The organism is Simplicispira lacusdiani (assembly GCF_003604195.1).
In the GTDB taxonomy this organism is placed as follows: Bacteria; Pseudomonadota; Gammaproteobacteria; order Burkholderiales; family Burkholderiaceae_C; genus Simplicispira; species Simplicispira lacusdiani.
In genome coordinates this window covers 84,758-101,672 of the sequence record NZ_QXGR01000014.1, presented here as the reverse complement: position 1 = coordinate 101,672, position 16,915 = coordinate 84,758, and the positions used below count along the sequence as shown (strand labels likewise).

Annotated in this window: 17 protein-coding genes; all 17 read right to left on the bottom strand. The window is 59.8% G+C overall.

The features are described 5' to 3' along the window. Positions 1–157: 157 nt before the first annotated feature. The 17 genes from D8S75_RS16435 to ndk all read right to left on the bottom strand — a co-directional run bounded on the left by D8S75_RS16435 (position 158) and on the right by ndk (position 16,882). Entirely contained in the window at positions 158–682 is a 525-nt protein-coding gene (locus D8S75_RS16435) for a phosphoribosyltransferase (protein ID WP_119967450.1), read from the bottom strand. A 61-nt stretch (positions 683–743) separates the two neighbouring features. Next, positions 744–2,120, bottom strand: coding sequence for an adenylosuccinate synthase (locus tag D8S75_RS16430; RefSeq protein ID WP_119967449.1), 1,377 nt, complete (start codon positions 2,118–2,120; stop codon positions 744–746). Between the two features lie 29 nt (positions 2,121–2,149). Further along, entirely contained in the window at positions 2,150–3,298 is a 1,149-nt protein-coding gene (locus D8S75_RS16425; RefSeq protein WP_119967448.1) for an ATP phosphoribosyltransferase regulatory subunit, read from the bottom strand. 75 nt (positions 3,299–3,373) lie between these two features. Continuing rightward, positions 3,374–3,562 carry a DUF2065 domain-containing protein gene (locus D8S75_RS16420; protein ID WP_119967447.1) on the bottom strand — a complete coding sequence of 63 codons (189 nt, stop codon included), beginning with the start codon at positions 3,560–3,562 and terminating at the stop codon, positions 3,374–3,376. 26 nt (positions 3,563–3,588) lie between these two features. After that, entirely contained in the window at positions 3,589–4,500 is a 912-nt protein-coding gene (hflC, locus tag D8S75_RS16415; protein WP_119967446.1) for a protease modulator HflC, read from the bottom strand. Between the two features lie 9 nt (positions 4,501–4,509). Continuing rightward, the gene (gene hflK / locus D8S75_RS16410; RefSeq protein WP_119967445.1) at positions 4,510–5,871 is read right to left on the bottom strand and encodes an FtsH protease activity modulator HflK; all 1,362 of its coding nucleotides are present in this window, start codon (positions 5,869–5,871) and stop codon (positions 4,510–4,512) included. Between the two features lie 53 nt (positions 5,872–5,924). Then, a complete protein-coding gene (gene hflX, locus D8S75_RS16405) occupies positions 5,925–7,103 on the bottom strand; it encodes a GTPase HflX (protein ID WP_119967444.1) in 1,179 nt (392 codons plus the stop codon). Positions 7,104–7,166: 63 nt separating this feature from the next. Beyond that, entirely contained in the window at positions 7,167–7,421 is a 255-nt protein-coding gene (hfq, locus tag D8S75_RS16400) for an RNA chaperone Hfq (protein WP_119967458.1), read from the bottom strand. Between the two features lie 133 nt (positions 7,422–7,554). Continuing rightward, on the bottom strand, positions 7,555–8,898 hold the full coding sequence (gene der, locus D8S75_RS16395) for a ribosome biogenesis GTPase Der (RefSeq protein ID WP_119967443.1): 1,344 nt from the start codon (positions 8,896–8,898) through the stop codon (positions 7,555–7,557). Positions 8,899–8,914: 16 nt separating this feature from the next. Continuing rightward, the gene (bamB, locus tag D8S75_RS16390; RefSeq protein ID WP_232829084.1) at positions 8,915–10,024 is read right to left on the bottom strand and encodes an outer membrane protein assembly factor BamB; all 1,110 of its coding nucleotides are present in this window, start codon (positions 10,022–10,024) and stop codon (positions 8,915–8,917) included. Between the two features lie 41 nt (positions 10,025–10,065). Further along, the gene (locus tag D8S75_RS16385) at positions 10,066–10,746 is read right to left on the bottom strand and encodes a YfgM family protein (protein WP_119967442.1); all 681 of its coding nucleotides are present in this window, start codon (positions 10,744–10,746) and stop codon (positions 10,066–10,068) included. A gap of 14 nt (positions 10,747–10,760) precedes the next feature. Further along, positions 10,761–12,026 carry a histidine--tRNA ligase gene (gene hisS / locus D8S75_RS16380; RefSeq protein ID WP_232829086.1) on the bottom strand — a complete coding sequence of 422 codons (1,266 nt, stop codon included), beginning with the start codon at positions 12,024–12,026 and terminating at the stop codon, positions 10,761–10,763. 148 nt (positions 12,027–12,174) lie between these two features. Then, positions 12,175–13,446, bottom strand: coding sequence for a flavodoxin-dependent (E)-4-hydroxy-3-methylbut-2-enyl-diphosphate synthase (gene ispG, locus D8S75_RS16375; protein WP_370807805.1), 1,272 nt, complete (start codon positions 13,444–13,446; stop codon positions 12,175–12,177). Between the two features lie 2 nt (positions 13,447–13,448). Then, entirely contained in the window at positions 13,449–14,375 is a 927-nt protein-coding gene (locus D8S75_RS16370) for a helix-turn-helix domain-containing protein (protein WP_232829083.1), read from the bottom strand. Position 14,376: 1 nt separating this feature from the next. Next, on the bottom strand, positions 14,377–15,210 hold the full coding sequence (gene pilW, locus D8S75_RS16365; protein ID WP_119967439.1) for a type IV pilus biogenesis/stability protein PilW: 834 nt from the start codon (positions 15,208–15,210) through the stop codon (positions 14,377–14,379). Position 15,211: 1 nt separating this feature from the next. Then, positions 15,212–16,363, bottom strand: coding sequence for a dual-specificity RNA methyltransferase RlmN (gene rlmN / locus D8S75_RS16360; RefSeq protein ID WP_119967438.1), 1,152 nt, complete (start codon positions 16,361–16,363; stop codon positions 15,212–15,214). A 93-nt stretch (positions 16,364–16,456) separates the two neighbouring features. Continuing rightward, the gene (ndk, locus tag D8S75_RS16355) at positions 16,457–16,882 is read right to left on the bottom strand and encodes a nucleoside-diphosphate kinase (protein WP_119967437.1); all 426 of its coding nucleotides are present in this window, start codon (positions 16,880–16,882) and stop codon (positions 16,457–16,459) included. Between the last annotated feature and the right edge of the window lie 33 nt (positions 16,883–16,915).

Below are 16,915 nucleotides of genomic sequence, written 5' to 3'. Positions count from 1 at the left end.
CTCAGCGAAGCCTTGCATTGTATACCGAATTTCTACCCGATCTACGCAAAACCCGAAGATTTTTTGCTTCGGCGAGGCCAACTTTTTAACCCCTCTGTCTTATGCAACTCTCGCTGCAGAAGAAGCGTTACTATAGCATGACAAAGCCGAACAAAAGTCAGACACGCCACTTTTCCAGCAATTTTTCCGGATTGAGGCTGTCGTAAGTCTCAAAGGGCTGATGGATCCATGGGTTCGTCGGAAGGAATTCCACGGAATAGTCAGGTGTGAACGTGGAGACGCCCTTCGTCCAAATGACCGCGCTTCGCAGTTCCGTGATCGGGTCGTAGCTGGTCTTGAGCATATTGATCACTGCATGCAGGGTATGACCCGTATCCGCCAGATCATCCACCAGCAACACCCGCCCAGCGATCTCGCCTTTAGGGGTGGTGATGAAGCGCGCAATGTCCAGATGCCCCTGAACCGTCCCAGCTTCTGCACGGTAGGAACTCGTGGACATGATGGCCAGCGGCTTGTCAAAAATGCGGCTCAAGATATCCCCCGGCCGCAACCCGCCCCGGGCAAGACAAAGAATTGTGTCGAATTGCCAGCCTGACTGATGGACCCGAATCGCGAGCTTCTCGATCAGGCTGTGGTACTCGTCGTAGCTCACGTACAGGTGCTTGCCATCTTCAGTCAACATTTTTTACTCCTAAATTGATAGCAATACACGCTTGATAGATAAGTGCTGAACATCAATTCGCTCAACATGGCAGGTAAGGATGCTGCATCATGATGGTGTGGTCGCGGTCTGGGCTGGTCGAAATCACCGCGACCGGGACCCCCGTCACATGTTCGATGCGCTGCAGGTACAGGCGCGCATTGACAGGCAACTTGTCGTACTGCGTGATGCCCACGGTGGACTCGCTCCAGCCATCCATCACTTCATACACCGGGATACAACGCGCAATTTCATCTGCGCCCATGGGCAGCAGATCGATCTGCTGCCCATCCAGCATATAGCCTGTACATAGCCGCAGCTCCTTCAGGCCGTCCAGCACATCCAATTTGGTGATGCACAGTCCGGACAATCCATTGACTTGTGCGCTGCGCTTGAGCAATGCAGCATCGAACCAACCACAGCGACGACTCCGGCCTGTTGTCACGCCTTTCTCAGCGCCCACGGTGCTCATGTGGTAGCCCGGCGTACCAGGAGTCTCCCAATCAAGTTCCGTGGGGAACGGACCGCCCCCAACACGCGTGCAATATGCTTTTGTGATCCCCAGGATGTAATGCAACATCCCCGGTCCAACGCCAGACCCTGCGGCGGCATTTCCCGCAACGCAGTTGCTTGATGTGACGTAAGGATAAGTTCCATGATCCACATCCAGGAGCGTGCCCTGCGCACCTTCAAACAGAAGGTTGGAACCATTGAGGTGCGCTTCATTCAACTCCCTCGACACATCAGCCATCATGGGCTTGAGCATCTCGGCATGCCGCATCGCTTCTGCATATACCGGATCGAACAGAACACGGCCATCACGCATGTAGGGCGTCAGTGCCTCACCAAAGGCGAATTGCCCGGAATTCAGGAACGTGGTGAGCACATGGTTGTGCAAATCAAGCAATTCGCGCAGCTTCGCCGCAAAGCGGTCCGGATACTTTAAATCCTGTACTCGCAGAGCCCGGCGCGCAATCTTGTCCTCGTAAGCTGGACCAATGCCCCGCCCCGTGGTGCCGATCTTCTCGGTTCCACCCTGCTCGCGAGCCGCCTCCCTTGCAACATCCAGCGCAGCATGGAAAGGCAAGATCAGCGGGCAAGCCTCACTGACGCGCAACCGTGAGCGAACTTCCACCCCAGCTTTTTCAAGCCCTTCAATTTCTTCGAACAACTTAGCGGCGGAAAGGACCACGCCATTGCCGATGTAGCACTTGACCCCCGCACGCATGATGCCACTGGGGATCAAATGCAGCGCCGTCTTAACACCGTTAATGACGAGCGTATGGCCTGCGTTATGGCCACCCTGGAAGCGAACCACGCCTTGTGCGCTCTCGGTCAACCAATCAACTAGCTTGCCCTTGCCTTCGTCGCCCCATTGGGTACCCACCACAACGACATTGCGACCTTTGGTAGTTTTCATTTCAAACCCGATTCAATTGTCAAAAAGCATCAAATGGCCTTGACGGTCCACTTTCCAGCAACCTGCACCAGCTCACGATCACAACGAAATTCATCTACTTCGCTTTCATGGCCTGGCAGCATGCACACCACGGTCTCACCACAGCGTCGCAATTCGGTGATCGCAGCACGAACATCCTCAGCCTCGCCCCATGGCGCACTGATGGCCGGCTTGAGCGCCCGCACGGGGACAGCAGCAACCACCTGCTTGAGATCCAGGCTGAATCCAGCAGCGGGTCTGTTTCGTCCAAAAACAGCCCCGACTTCATCGTAGCGCCCTCCGCGTACCAAGGCGTCACTAGCGCCACGGACATAGATCGCAAATCGGGCGCCGCTGTAATACGAATAGCCCCGAAGATCGGAAAGGTCGAAGGTAACGCGAGCCTGACCCACCCGGGCAGCCAGCCATTGCAGCTCCGCCAGCAACGCACTGATACCGGGTGTCTGACTCAGCGCCTTTTCTGCATCTACGAGAACGGAAGCATCACCATACAGATGGAGCAACGCCAACAACCCTTGGCGCGATGTGGCAGGAAAACCTCGCGTGAGTGCCGTCAGCTCACTAGCGTCCTTGGCAGCCAATGCCGCATAAACAAGGCGAAGCGTTTCTGCATCTGCAGAAACGCCAGTTAGCAAGGCCCGGACGATGCGTACATCAGCCATATCGACGCTGACCCCTTGCACACCTGCCACATCAAGGCAGGCCAGCGCCAACTCCAATGCTTCCAGGTCGGCTTCCAGCCCCGCGTGCCCAAAAATTTCAGCACCAAACTGCAGGGGTTCACGCGTGGCATGGGGGCGGTCCGGCCATGTATGGAGCACCGGTCCGCAATAGCACAGACGAGCAACCCCGCGGCGATTAAGCAGATGGGCATCAATGCGCGCAACCTGCTGTGTGGTATCCGCGCGCAGGCCGAGCATGCGACCGGAAATCTGGTCGACCAACTTGAAGGTCTGCAGATCCAGTGCCTCACCAGTGCCAGTGAGCAAAGACTCAAGATGCTCCAGCAGCGGGGGCATCACCAATTCGTAACCATAACTGCGCGCGGTATCGAGCAACCCGCGCCGCAATTCTTCGATGTGCCTTGCCTCGGAAGGCAAAACATCGGCAATGTGATCCGGCAGGACCCAGGCAGACATGGAATGTGGGAGGCTGTTAAAAGTGTGATTCTACCGGCAGGGGATCCTCCCCTGAATCCATGCCTGCCGATCGATTCAGATCAGCACGAGCATGAGCGCGCCTGCAGCCATACTCACGAGGGCAAAAAACCGAATTTGACCATCCCGCAACTGAACAAGCTGGGCAAACATTCGGCGCCAACCCGCCGGGGAGACGAAGGGCACAAGCCCTTCGATGAGCAGAACCAACGCCACGGCTGTCCAGATCGAGTCATCCCATCCCATGGCCAGAATGCCTATGCCGACACTCGTTACTTGCGCGGGCCAGATGGCTGCGCTGACGGTGCCGCATTACCGCGGAATGCCCGGAAGAAGTCGGACGATCCCGGGTCCACCACCATGACATCACCCTTGCGATTGAAGCTGGCTTTGTAGGCGTCCAAGCTCCGATAGAACTGCGCAAACTGCGGATCCTTGCCAAATGCATCGGCATAGATGCGCGCGGCCTGCGCGTCACCCTCACCCTTGACTTTCTGTGCGTCACGGTATGCATTCGCCACAGTGATTTCGCGCTGACGATCCGCATCTGCACGGATTTTTTCACCTTCCGCGGCCCCCGTGGATCGCAATTCATTAGCGACCCGCTTACGTTCCGCCTCCATCCGGCGGTAGACCGACTCCGTGATGGCTTCGACGTAATCAACCCGTGTAATGCGTACATCCACCACATCGACGCCCCAGGGCTTAGCGCCACGCACGGACTCCAGCACCTCCCGCTTCACATCTGCCATCAGCGCCTCGCGCTTGAGCGAAAGCAACTCTTTTACGGTGCGCTTGTTGATCTCTTCCTGGAACGCGTTACGGACAACTCGATTGAGTTGCATCGCCCCTGCATTCTCGTTCTCACCCACATTGCGAATGTATTCAGAAGGATCCGTGATCCGCCAGCGCACGTACCAGTCAATCACCACACGCTGCTTCTCAGCCGTCAGCATGGGCTCGGTATCAGTGCTATCGAGCGTGAGGAGCCGCTTGTCAATGTATTTCACATTCTGGAAAGGCGGAGGCAGCTTGAAATTCAAGCCAGGCTCTGTGATGACATCCTTGATCTGCCCAAGCGCATAAAGCACACCAAACTGCCGTTGGTCTACGACAAAGACCATGGAGCTGAGCAACGCGAGGGCCACAAGTATGGAAGTGGCAATAAGTCCTACCCTGTTCACATTGCTCTCCTAGCGCGACTCACGGTCGCGGGTGCGGCTGGTATCTCGCGCACGGGAATCATTCGATATGGCCGGAGGAATCACGACCGGTGCAGACGACGATGCCGAGCCCGAACCGGTTGCCTCTTGTCCAGCAGTAGGCTGCATCGCGGTCTGCATGATCTTGTCAAGGGGAAGATAGAGCAGATTGGAACCCTGGCGCGAATCCACCAAGACCTTGGTCACATTCGCATAGATCTGCTGCATCGTTTCCAAGTACATCCGATCACGCGTCACCTGCGGCGCCTTCTGATATTCCGCCAGCACCGAACTAAAGCGCTGCGCGTCACCTTGCGCCTGCGCAACGATACGAGCCTTATATGCATCAGCCTCTTCTTTCAAGCGCGATGCCGAGCCCACAGCCCGAGGCACCACGTCATTGGCATAGGCTTGAGCTTCATTTTTTGCACGCTCGCGCTCCTGGCCGGCCTTGAGAACATCATCGAAAGCCGCCTGCACCTGCTCTGGCGGCCTGACACCACCTTGCTGCAGGTTGATTCCAACCACTTCCACACCCACCTTGTAACGGTCCAGAATTGTCTGCATCAAGGCCCGTACACGCGGAGCAATCTGGTCACGCTCCTCAGCAAGCGCCGTATCCATGCGCATCTTGCCGACAACCTCGCGCACAGCGGTCTCAGCTGCCTGCACCACTGCATCAGCCGGGTTTTTGCTCTCAAACAACCAGGCACGTGCATCGTTCAACCGGTATTGCACCGCGAACTTGATTTCCACAATGTTCTCATCTTCCGTCAACATTGCGGACTCCCGCAGCCCTGTCGCCTTGATCACAGTATCACGCCCGACATCGACCGAGCGGATTTGCGTCACAAACACCAGCTCATGGCTCTGGATCGGATATGGCAAGCGCCAATTGAACCCGGCATGCACAGTGCTCTTGTACTTGCCAAACTGCGTGATCACTGCCTGCTGGCCTTCCTGCACGATGAAGAAGCCGGTGCCCAACCAAATCAGGGCAGCAATGGCCGCGATCAATCCCACTCCGAGCCCCGCACTCTTCATGTCCGGCTGAAAGCCGCCTCCACCATTGGAAGGCCCGCGTCCACCACCATTCCTGCCACCGAAGAATCCAGACAGCTTGCGATTGATATCTCGCCAAAGCTCATCGAGATCCGGTGGCTGTCCGCCTGGTTTGGAATCGCGCTCACCACGATCACCCGGGGAATGCGGCGGCGGTCGGCCGGCATCAGGGCGATCCTCATCACCCGATTTGTCATCGCCCCGTCCCCAGCGCGGGTCGTTCAAATTGAACATTCCCCGCAGGCGTTGGGGCAATGTCGCCCAACGTCGGGCGCTGTATGGTGAATTCATGCGCAAATTCTCTGGTTCTCTGAAAATGTTGATTGACGGAGCATTGTGCCCAATCAATCGCCTGCGGCATCCAAATGAATAGCAGGCTCAGGGGCTATGTCCATCGGACGTGCCATCAGCACTCTGGTGGCCAACAGTTTACGCAAGGCATCCAAACCATCCATTTCTCGGGCACTGACATACAAACGGGGCACTTGGTGACCATCGAGCTCGTAAGTATCGGACAGTTGTGCTGGACGCTGCTGAGGCTCTAGTGCGTCAAGCTTGTTAAAAACCAGCACCTGTGGCACACCAGCAGCGCCAATCTCATGCAAGACCTTCTGAACTTCTCCGATCTGTTCCGGGAAATGCGGATTTGCCGCATCCACGACGTGCAGGAGAAGATCCGCGTCCACCGCCTCTTGCAGAGTTGCCTGAAAGGCGTCAACCAACCCGTGCGGCAAGTCACGAATGAATCCCACAGTGTCGGAAAGAGACACCGAGCGCTCTGCTTCACCCAGATACAGCTGCCGTGTGGTGGTATCGAGCGTCGCGAACAACTGATCCGCGGCATAAGCCCTCGCTTTCACCAAGGCATTGAAGAGCGTCGATTTGCCTGCATTGGTGTAGCCCACCAAGGAAATATTGAAAGCATCCCTGCGCTCACGCTGGCGCCGCTGCGTAGATCTCTGACGCTTGACCTTGACAAGCCTCTCCTTGGTCCGTTTTACAGCATCGTCGATCATGCGCCGGTCCAGTTCAATCTGCTTCTCACCCGGTCCTCCGCGCACCCCTGCTCCGCCCGTCTGGCGCTCCAAATGGGACCAGCGACGCACAAGCCGCGTGCTGAGATACTGCAGTCGGGCGAGTTCCACCTGCAATTTGCCTTCATGGCTACGCGCCCGCTGGGCAAAAATTTCCAATATCAAGAGCGTGCGATCATTCACCGGCAATGCGAGATGCCGTTCAAGATTACGCTGCTGCGCCGGGCTCAGCGCTTGATCGAACAGGATCTCGACTGCACCATGCATCTGCGCCAGCAGCCGGATTTCATCCGCCTTGCCACTGCCTACGAACAGCGCAGCATCCGGTGCCTTGCGCTTGCAGGTGATGCGCGCAACGGGACAAAGCCCCGCTGTCTGCGCGAGAAGGCCAAGCTCTTCCAACTCCGCGTCAAAATGTGGCAGGCCAAAATCAACCCCCACCAGTACAACGGGGGCAGGTTGGCGATCAGCGGTTTCAGGAGTGCTCAAGTCAAATCTAGGGAACGGGGGGGCAAAGGGGCCCCTGAGAGGGCCTCAGACGCCCCTGCAAATTCAGCCGTTGCCGCCTTCTGCGTCAGCGGATTCGGTCGTGGTGAAATTGACGGCTCGCCCAGGGACAATTGTCGAGATGGCGTGCTTGTAGACCATTTGAGTCACCGTATTGCGCAACAAGACGACGTACTGGTCAAAAGATTCAATCTGCCCCTGCAGCTTGATGCCGTTCACCAAATAAATAGACACGGGCACATGTTCACGACGCAGAGCGTTGAGGAACGGATCTTGAAGAAGCTGGCCTTTGTTGCTCACGATATTCTCCGTGTTCAAGAATGTTGTTGTAAAGAAGCACCTTACCACAGCGCCTGGCATTCCCTAGGAACCCTGGGCCTTGTCATGGTGACTTGCAGGGGCAGCCATCCCATGGCCCCCCTTGGATGAACTCTTAGTGACCACCACCATCCGTGAAAGGATTGTGTGATGTTTTCATCTCAATGCGCAAGGGAGTACCCACCAGATCGAATTCCTTGCGGAAACGCCCTTCGAGAAAGCGCTTATAGGCCTCCGTGACATGCTCCAACGAATTGCCATGGATCACGATCACCGGAGGATTCATTCCCCCTTGGTGCGCATAGCGCAGCTTGGGACGGAACATCCCCGCCCTCTTCGGGCTCTGGAATTGCACAGCTTCGAGAAGCAGACGCGTCAACACCGGGGTCGACATCTTGCACATGGCAGCCTTATGGGCTTGCGCGATCGATGACCACAAAGGACCAAGCCCCTGCCGCTTCTTCGCGGAAATGAAATGCAGGGAGGCAAAGCGCAGGAAGCCCAGCCGGGTTTCGATCGAACGCTCCAGGAGCTGCTTCTGATAGTCATCCACGGCGTCCCATTTATTCACCGCAATGACCACTGCCCGTCCGCTCTCCAGGATATAGCCAGCGATGTGCGCATCCTGATCGGTCACGCCTTGCGTGGCATCAAGCAGCAGCAAGACCACGTTGGCAGACTCGATCGCCTGCAACGTTTTGACCACGGAGAACTTCTCGATAGCCTCGAACACCTTGCCCTTGCGGCGCAACCCGGCGGTATCGATGAGCTCGAACCGCTGACCGTTGCGCTCGAACGGCACGGAAATGGCATCCCGCGTGGTGCCCGGCATGTCGAACGCCACCAGGCGCTCTTCCCCCAGCCAGGTATTGATCAGCGTGGACTTGCCCACATTGGGCCGCCCCGCCACCGCCAGCTTGATGGTGGTCTTGTCAACGGTATCCGCATCCTCATCGGGTTCCGGCAGGTTCAGCAAACCCAGCGCCAGTTCAACAAGGCTGCGAATGCCTTGTCCATGTGCCGCCGATACACCATGCACCTCGCCCAATCCCAACTCGTAGAATTCGGTCAACTGCACGCCTTCCTGCATGCCTTCCGCCTTGTTGGCCACCAGCACGCAGGGCTTGCCCAAACGGCGCAGATAATTGGCGATGTCGTGGTCCTGCGCCGACAACCCTGCACGGGCATCGACCACGAAAACCACAACATCCGCCTCGGCAACCGCCTGCTGCGTTTGCTTGGCCATTTCGCGGTAAATGCCGCTGACGGCCTCCGGCTCGAAACCACCAGTATCGATAACGATGTACTCGTGCTTGCCCTGTTTTCCGTTGCCGTAATGCCGGTCACGCGTCAAACCGGCGAAGTCCGCCACGATGGCATCTCGGGATTTGGTCAGGCGATTGAAGAGCGTCGATTTACCGACATTCGGGCGCCCGACCAAGGCAATCACTGGCTTCATTGCAAACTACTTTTCTTCAGTCCGGGCGAAAGCCGTAGACATTTCCATTACGGGTCACCACCACCAGGGTATCGGCTGCAACCACGGGCGTGGCCGCGATGCCTGAGCCATCGGTCTGCAAGCGATTCAGCGGCGCGCCGTCCTCCCGGGACAGGAGGTGCACCAAGCCGGTGTCGTCACCGATGACCACAGAGCGCCCAAGCAGCAGCGGCGCCGTGAGCTTACGGTGCTGCAGCCTTTCAGAAGACCAGAGGCGCGCGCCATCGGCGCGCCGCCAGGACGTCACAACACCATTGCTTTCCGTGCCAAAAAGCACGGTTTCATTGCCATGGATGCCCTGACCACCATTTGCCTTCTGCACCCATTCCACATTCCCACGGGCCGTGTTCACGCAGCCCACGGCCGCCTGGAACGCACGTGCGCAGACACTGTTGTCCACCCGGCTGAAGGGCGCGACCAGCTCCACGAGCCGCTCCACATCATTGGTGCCACGGGAGCTGGCCAGAGGCGCCTCCCACCGGACAATGCCGTTGTCAGGATTCAGGCCAACCAGCCTACCGGACAGCCCGGCCACCAGCGTATCGCCTACCGCCGTCAGCACACCCGGTTGGCGCAGCACCAGCGGCTCGCCCGGCCGCGTCTGGCCCCACAAGCGCTGGCCGCTCTTGGCGTCGAATGCAGTGATCGACCGGTCCGCACCCAGCACAAAGACCCGGGCGCCAGCCACCAGAGGCGCGGTATAGACCTGAGAGGGCAGACGCTGGCGCCACAGTTCGCGCCCGGCTTCCAGCACGATCACCTCGTTGCCACGCGACACCACTGCGGCCCATTTACCATCGGTGCCGACACCTGCGGCGAGAGGCTCGCCCAGGGTGGCACGCCAGAGATCACCCCCGGTACGGGCGTCAATGCCCGCTACCACGCCATCTGCAGACGCCAACGTCACCACCGCGCCTCGCACATCGGCCACCATAGGCATGCCCTGCACGCTACCGATCTTCGCGGCCCATGCTTGGCGGATACCTAGCACCGGCACATTGGCGCCCAGATCCGCCGGTTTGGGTTTGGCGTCGCCGCCCCCCCAAAACGAGCATCCCGCCAATGCGGCGAGCAGGGCCAACAGCACGGCAGGCCGACCGGCAGCAAGCGCCGCGCGTTGAATCCGTGTCACTTTGACACCTCCGTCGAACCAGCCATTGCCACCGCCTGCGGTTGCACTCCCAGGGCATTGAGCTTGATTTCCACCAGACGCCGGTATTCCATGCTCTCAGAGAAATCCTTGTAGGCACGTGAATACTCTGCAACCGCTTCCTGCTTCTTGCCCAGCAAGGACAGCAGATCACCCTTGCGATCGGCCACCACAGCCGAATATTCCGGAGGGAACGGCGCGGCCAACTGCTTCAAGGCCTCGTCATAGGATTTCTGCTCCATCAGCAAGCCGGACAGGCGCAAACGACCCAGCGCCTTGTAGCCTTCGTCACCAGCGTTTTCGGCAACCCATGTCAATGCAGACTTGGCGGCATCGATGTCGCCTTTGTTCACCTGTACCTTGGCCACCAGAAGTCCCGCCTGCCCAGCCTGGGCAGTGCCAGCGTACTTGCTGCGAATGTCCGCAAAAGCCTGTTCCAGGCGCGCCATGTCGCCCGTATTGGCAGCGACCTCTACGGCATCAAACAGCGCCGCAGATTGCGTGGCCTGCCGGTTCTGCCAGAATTGGTAGCCGTTCCAGGCCGCCAACGCCCCCACAACAACCAGCAGCACGCCGCTGATCAGGTTTCCCCAGGTATTCCAGAAATGCTTGAGCTGGTCTAGCTGCTCTTGTTCTTCGAGATCGAGATGATTTGCCATGGCTAGTGTGAGGATTAACGGTCGGATTGTAGGTGGGCCGCCCATTCGGCCACGTTCTGCAATGCATGTTCGGCCTGCTGGCCACTGCCATCGCGCAGCGATTTCACCAGCACATTGCCACGGGCGAGCTCATCCGCGCCGAAAACCAGAGCATATCTGGCCCCACTGGCATCGGCCTTCTTGAACTGGGACTTCATGCTGCCCATGCCCTCGCCCGCACCGGTTGGGCTGTGCATCTGGACGCTCACGCCCAAGGCCCGCAATTTTTGCAAGAGGGCCATCGCGACAGGTAAGACGCCAGCATCCGGCACGACAGCATATGCCAACGGCACAGGTACGGCAGTAGCCATGCCCTGCTCCTTGAGGAGTTCAAGCACCCGCTCGACGCCCAGAGCCCAGCCCACTGCCGGGGCTGGCTTGCCGCCAATCTGCTCAATCAGGTAGTCGTAGCGTCCACCGCCGCAAATGGTGCCCTGCGAGCCCAAGCGGTCGGTCACGAACTCGAACACCGTGAGGTTGTAGTAGTCCATGCCACGCACCAGACGCGGATTGACCTTCCAAGCGACGCCATTGGCATCAAGAATGGCCTTGACCGCATTGAAGTGGGCCAGCGACTTCTCCCCCAGGAAATCGATCAACCGGGGCGCTGCCTCGACCAGCGCCTGCATGGCAGGATTCTTGGTGTCCAGGATGCGCAAAGGATTGCTGTGCAGACGGCGCTTGGCTTCCTCATCAAGCTGATCGACATGCCGCTCCAGGTAGGCGATCAGCGCCGCACGATGCGCCTTGCGCTCCTCGGGCTGGCCCAGGCTGTTGAGCTCAAGCCGCACGTCGGTCAGACCCAGCTCCTTCCACAGCGCATCTGCCAGCAGAATGATCTCGGCGTCGATCTCCGCACCAGGAAAGCCCAGTGCCTCGGCGCCGATCTGGTGGAATTGACGGTAGCGCCCGCGCTGCGGACGCTCATGACGGAACATCGGCCCCATGTAGTAGAGCCGCTTGCCGCCGTCATAGAGCATGGAGTGCTCCACGACTGCACGCACCACGCCGGCCGTGCTTTCGGGCCGTAGCGTGAGTTGCTCACCATTGAGGCGATCCTCGAAGGAATACATTTCCTTTTCGACGATGTCCGTCACCTCGCCCAGCCCTCGCACGAACAAGGCCGTCGGCTCCACGATGGGAGTGCGGAGGTTGCGGTAGGCATAGCGGTCCATCAGCGCGCGGACCTTCTCCTCCAGCCACTCCCAGCGGGCAGAGTCGGGCGGAAGGATGTCATTCATGCCCTTGACCGCCAACAGCTTTTCAACTTTGGTCGGAGGCAGTGCTTTTTCTGTACTCACGGCAATGGTTTCAGTAATGGTATGTAAAGGATGCCATGGCAACCCATGCAGGGCCCCAAGCAGCCGGACCCAGGCCAGAGCGACGGGCTCAGGCGCCTGAGGAGCCCGGGCCAAAGCGCTTGTCGATATAGCTCTGGACCAGTTGGTGGAATTCCTGGGCGATGTTGTCACCGCGCAGGGTCAGTGCCTTTTCTCCGTCGATGAAGACCGGTGCGGCAGGGGCTTCGCCTGTTCCGGGCAGGCTGATGCCAATGTCCGCGTGCTTGCTCTCGCCGGGTCCGTTGACGATGCAGCCCATGACGGCCACCTTCAGGGCCTCAACGCCCGGGTAGCGCGCACGCCAGACCGGCATCTGCTCGCGCAGGAAATCATCGATCTGCTTTGCCAGTTCTTGAAAGGTAGTGCTGGTGGTACGGCCACAGCCGGGGCAGGCGGTTACGCTGGGCACGAACATGCGCAGGCCCAGCGACTGAAGAATTTCGGAAGCAATCAACACTTCCTGGGTGCGCGACTCACCTGGCTGCGGCGTGAGCGATACACGGATGGTGTCCCCGATGCCCTCCTGCAGCAGCACAGACAGCGCCGCAGACGACGCCACCGTGCCCTTGGTGCCCATCCCCGCTTCCGTCAGCCCCAGATGCAGGGCATAGTCACAGCGGCGCGCCAGTTCGCGGTAGACAGAAATCAGGTCCTGCACGCCACTGACCTTGCAGGACAGAATGATCTGGCTGCCGTCTAGCCCCATCTCCTCGGCACGCCGCGCAGACTCAACCGCCGACGTGATCAGAGCCTCGTACATAACCTGGCGTGCGTCCCAAGGTTGCGCTCGGCGGCCATTGGCATCCATGAGCTGGGCAAGCAGCTCCTGATCGAGGCTGCCCCAGTTCACACCAATGCGCACCGGTTTCTGCCAACGGATCGCCGCTTCGATCATCTGGCCGAATTGCCGGTCCCGCTTGTCGCCCTTGCCGACATTGCCCGGGTTGATGCGGTACTTCGACAGTGCTTCGGCGCATGCCGGGTATTCGGTCAGCAGGCGGTGGCCGTTGTAATGAAAATCACCGATCAGGGGAACATCGATGCCCATGCGGTCGAGCTGCTCCCGAACGTAGGGAACGGCCTGCGCCGCCTCCGGTGTATTGACCGTGATGCGCACCAACTCCGAACCAGCCAGGGCCAGCTCCTTGACCTGGATGGCCGTACCCACGGCGTCCACCGTATCGGTGTTCGTCATGGACTGCACGCGCACCGGTGCATCCCCGCCTATGGTCACCACGTTGGCACCCCAAGCTGCTCGCGCCTGGCGCGTCCTGCGCACCTGCGGCGCAGCGACAGTGATGGATACCATTCCGTCAGACATGTTCACGGCTTCACCTCAAACCGTGCCACGTTGTCCCTGGACACGGAAACCAGATCCATTACCTTGCCACGGACAAACACCTCCGTGGCATTCGCATTACCCACCACCACAGCGAACGGCGGCTTGCCAGGTGCAACCACCCTCTCGCCCGCCGCGACTACCCGCTGAAGCGTCGTAGTCCCCGAAGCATCCCGGACCTGGATCCAGGACTCGCTGCGCGCATGGAACATCAACAGATCGGGAGCCGCCTCGGCCATAGTCCCTGCAGCCGGAACGGGCGTAACCAACGCGGCGGCTGGCATCGCCGCCGGCACATCCTGGGCCGGCCCAGGCACGGGCGCCAGAATGGGCGCAGCTGCCGCAGCCACGGGATTGGCTGGCTGACTGGGCGTGGAAACGGGGGCTGGTTCGGAGGACGCCACCACAGACTCCGTCACTGGCTGGCCTGCGGCCGGCCCCGCCACAGGCTCTGTCCCGGTCTGCGCCTGCTCCAGGGTCGCATGCGGGAACAGCGTGAGGATGGCCACGGCCCCCAGCAGCAAGGCCAGCACGGCCAGGAATACGGGATGCAGGGCGCGTGACACGATGGCTCCGGTACGCGCCTTCTCGCTGCCATCCTTGAAGGCCGCATTGATGCCCGCACTGTCCGCGGACAGACTGGGCACGCCGCTCTGCGGCATGAGTGCCAGCACCGGCGCGGGGTCGATCTTCAGCGAACGGCAGACACTGGACGCCAGGGCGCGCACAAAAACAGCATCGGGCAAAGCTGCATAGTTATCGGCTTCAAGAGCCTCCAGCTTCCCCACTGGAACCTTGAGAGCCACGGCCAGGGCCTCAATGTGCATGTTCTGGGATTGCCGAGCCACCTTCAGCATGGCGCCTGGTGAAGCCCTCCCGGCCTGCGCCATCTCCGCAGACTGGATCTCCATTTCACTCATTGAACGCCCCCCGTTCGAAGGCAGCCAGTTCACGAGACTCCGGGAAGCGCTTGCGCAGCTGGTCGGCGAGTTGGCGCATGGCCACGGAATCACCAAGGCTGCGCTCGATCTTGACACCCAGCCACAAGGATTCGGCGTTGGCGAGATCACTGTTATTGATGCGCCGGATATAGAACTGCGCACGCGTTAATTCACCACGGCGCATCAGCAACTCGGCCAAGTTATATCCCACCACGGGGTTGCCTGCATCCAGCTCATAGGCACGCAGCAAGGTCTGTTCCGCTTGCTGACTCTGGCCTGCACGCGCCTGGCAGAGCCCCTGCGCCATGAAGGTCTTGCTGCGGGCCATGTATGTCGGGCTATTCAAAACCTGGACAAAGTACTTGTCGGCCTCGGCGTACTTTTGCTGCTGGCACAACAGCAACGCATAGTTGTGCATGACGTTGGCATCGGAAGACCGAATGGACAGGGCCCGGCGGAAGCTTTCCTCGGCCTGGCCGAGGTCATTGAGGCGCATGTAGATCAGGCCACGCAGGTTGTAGGCATCGGCATAGGTGGGGTCATTGACCAATGCCTGCTTGACCTCATCCAGCGCCACGGCCACCTTGCCGGTTTCGAAATAATTGACCGCCAATTCCAGGCGGATGCGTGCACGACGCCGCGCATCGGGCTCATCGGATGGCGTGATGACCTCGGTTGCGGCACTCTCGCCAGAGCCCCCTCCCGTGGCGGCACAGCCCTGGATACCCACCAGACAAGCCATCAGCGCAAGGGCTGCCATCACCCCACCCAGCCCTGGGCGCCAGCGTGTAACGGTATCCACCATGTCATGCCTCCTTGTTGTTCGAATGGGTCGGTAACCCCACGGGCTGGATCGCGATCGTGCGGCGCTTGGCCATGCGTTCGACGGCACGCGTGCGGTCCTGCACCTCTCCAGCCAATTGACCGCAGGCGGCGTCGATATCATCACCCCGCGTCTTGCGCACCGTGGTCACGATCCCCGCGTCGCTCAGTATCCTGGCAAATGCCGCCACTTGCTGCGGTGCTGAGCGGTGCAGCCCCGATGCGGGGAACGGATTGAAGGGAATCAGGTTGAACTTGCACCACACCCCTGAACGGGCATGGCGCCGCACCAGAGCCACCAGTTGCTGCGCATGCTCGGGCTGGTCGTTGACGCCATCAAGCATGCAGTATTCGAAGGTGATGAAATCCCGGGGGGCATGCTCCAGATACCGGTTGCAGGCATCCATGAGCTCATCGATCGGATATTTGCGGTTAAGCGGCACGAGGTTGTCGCGCAATGGGTCGTTCGGCGCATGCAGCGACACTGCCAGCGCCACGGGGCAATCGGTGGCCAGGCGGTCGATCATGGGCACAACGCCCGATGTGGAAACCGTCACGCGACGGCGCGACATGCCGTAGCCATGGTCGTCGAGCATGACACGCAAAGCCGGCACCAAGGCGGCATAGTTCTGCAAAGGCTCGCCCATGCCCATCATCACCACATTGGAAATGACGCGCTCCGACGTGCCCAAACGCTTGCGCAGCTGATGCTCTGCGTACCACAGTTGCGCGATGATTTCGGCCGTGGTCAGGTTGCGGCTGAAGCCCTGATGGCCTGTGGAGCAGAAACGGCACCCGACGGCACAACCAGCCTGCGAGGAAACGCAGAGCGTGCCACGGTCGTCTTCCGGGATGAAGACCGCCTCGACGGCATTGCCCGCGCCCACGTCGAACAGCCATTTGACCGTGCCATCGCTCGACTGGTGCTCGCTAATAACCGCCAGCGCCTGAACGGCGGCACAGGTCTTGAGCTTCTCGCGCAGCGACTTCGCCAGATCGCTCATGCGGTCGAAATCGCCCTCGCCACGCTGGTGAATCCAGCGGAAAAGCTGCGTGGCGCGGAAACGCTTCTCACCCAGCCGCTCACAGAAAGCGGCCAGGCCGTCGAGATCAAAATCCAGGAGGTTGGTGGTCATGCGCGTGCGCGCGGACACGTGGCAACGCCCTGGGAACCCCAGGCGCACGACTGCCCAGCTTCTGCGGGGAAGCGCTGCTTGGGGAACGCCATGTCAGCGCGAGTAAATGTTCATGCCGGGGAAGAAGAATGCAACTTCCACGGCAGCGGTTTCGGGAGCATCCGAACCATGCACGGCGTTGGCATCGATGCTGTCGGCGAAGTCTGCGCGGATGGTGCCGGCTTCTGCCTTCTTGGGATCGGTGGCGCCCATGAGTTCACGATTCTTCAGAATGGCGTTTTCTCCTTCCAGGGCCTGGATCATCACGGGGCCGGAGATCATGAAATCCACCAGATCCTTGAAGAAGGGACGTGCCTTGTGCACGGCGTAGAACTGCTCGGCTTCCAGGCGGGACAGGTGCGCCATGCGGGCGGCGACGACCTTCAGGCCGGCGGCCTCGAAACGGGCGTAGATCTGGCCGATGACATTCTTGGCGACAGCGTCAGGCTTGATGATGGAGAGGGTACGTTCGATAGCCATTTTTATTTCCTGGAGATGGTGTTACTTGGGTTT

What these genes read in the sequence shown, in the direction of transcription:
- D8S75_RS16435 (WP_119967450.1), bottom strand. Translation starts at nt 682, where the DNA reads ATGTTGACTGAAGATGGCAAGCACCTGTACGTGAGCTACGACGAGTAC.
- D8S75_RS16430 (WP_119967449.1), bottom strand. Translation starts at nt 2,120, where the DNA reads ATGAAAACTACCAAAGGTCGCAATGTCGTTGTGGTGGGTACCCAATGG.
- D8S75_RS16425 (WP_119967448.1), bottom strand. Translation starts at nt 3,298, where the DNA reads ATGTCTGCCTGGGTCCTGCCGGATCACATTGCCGATGTTTTGCCTTCC.
- D8S75_RS16420 (WP_119967447.1), bottom strand. Translation starts at nt 3,562, where the DNA reads ATGGGATGGGATGACTCGATCTGGACAGCCGTGGCGTTGGTTCTGCTC.
- hflK (WP_119967445.1), bottom strand. Translation starts at nt 5,871, where the DNA reads ATGAATTCACCATACAGCGCCCGACGTTGGGCGACATTGCCCCAACGC.
- der (WP_119967443.1), bottom strand. Translation starts at nt 8,898, where the DNA reads ATGAAGCCAGTGATTGCCTTGGTCGGGCGCCCGAATGTCGGTAAATCG.
- D8S75_RS16385 (WP_119967442.1), bottom strand. Translation starts at nt 10,746, where the DNA reads ATGGCAAATCATCTCGATCTCGAAGAACAAGAGCAGCTAGACCAGCTC.
- hisS (WP_232829086.1), bottom strand. Translation starts at nt 12,026, where the DNA reads ATGAATGACATCCTTCCGCCCGACTCTGCCCGCTGGGAGTGGCTGGAG.
- ispG (WP_370807805.1), bottom strand. Translation starts at nt 13,446, where the DNA reads ATGTCTGACGGAATGGTATCCATCACTGTCGCTGCGCCGCAGGTGCGC.
- D8S75_RS16370 (WP_232829083.1), bottom strand. Translation starts at nt 14,375, where the DNA reads ATGGAGATCCAGTCTGCGGAGATGGCGCAGGCCGGGAGGGCTTCACCA.
- pilW (WP_119967439.1), bottom strand. Translation starts at nt 15,210, where the DNA reads ATGGTGGATACCGTTACACGCTGGCGCCCAGGGCTGGGTGGGGTGATG.
- rlmN (WP_119967438.1), bottom strand. Translation starts at nt 16,363, where the DNA reads ATGACCACCAACCTCCTGGATTTTGATCTCGACGGCCTGGCCGCTTTC.
- ndk (WP_119967437.1), bottom strand. Translation starts at nt 16,882, where the DNA reads ATGGCTATCGAACGTACCCTCTCCATCATCAAGCCTGACGCTGTCGCC.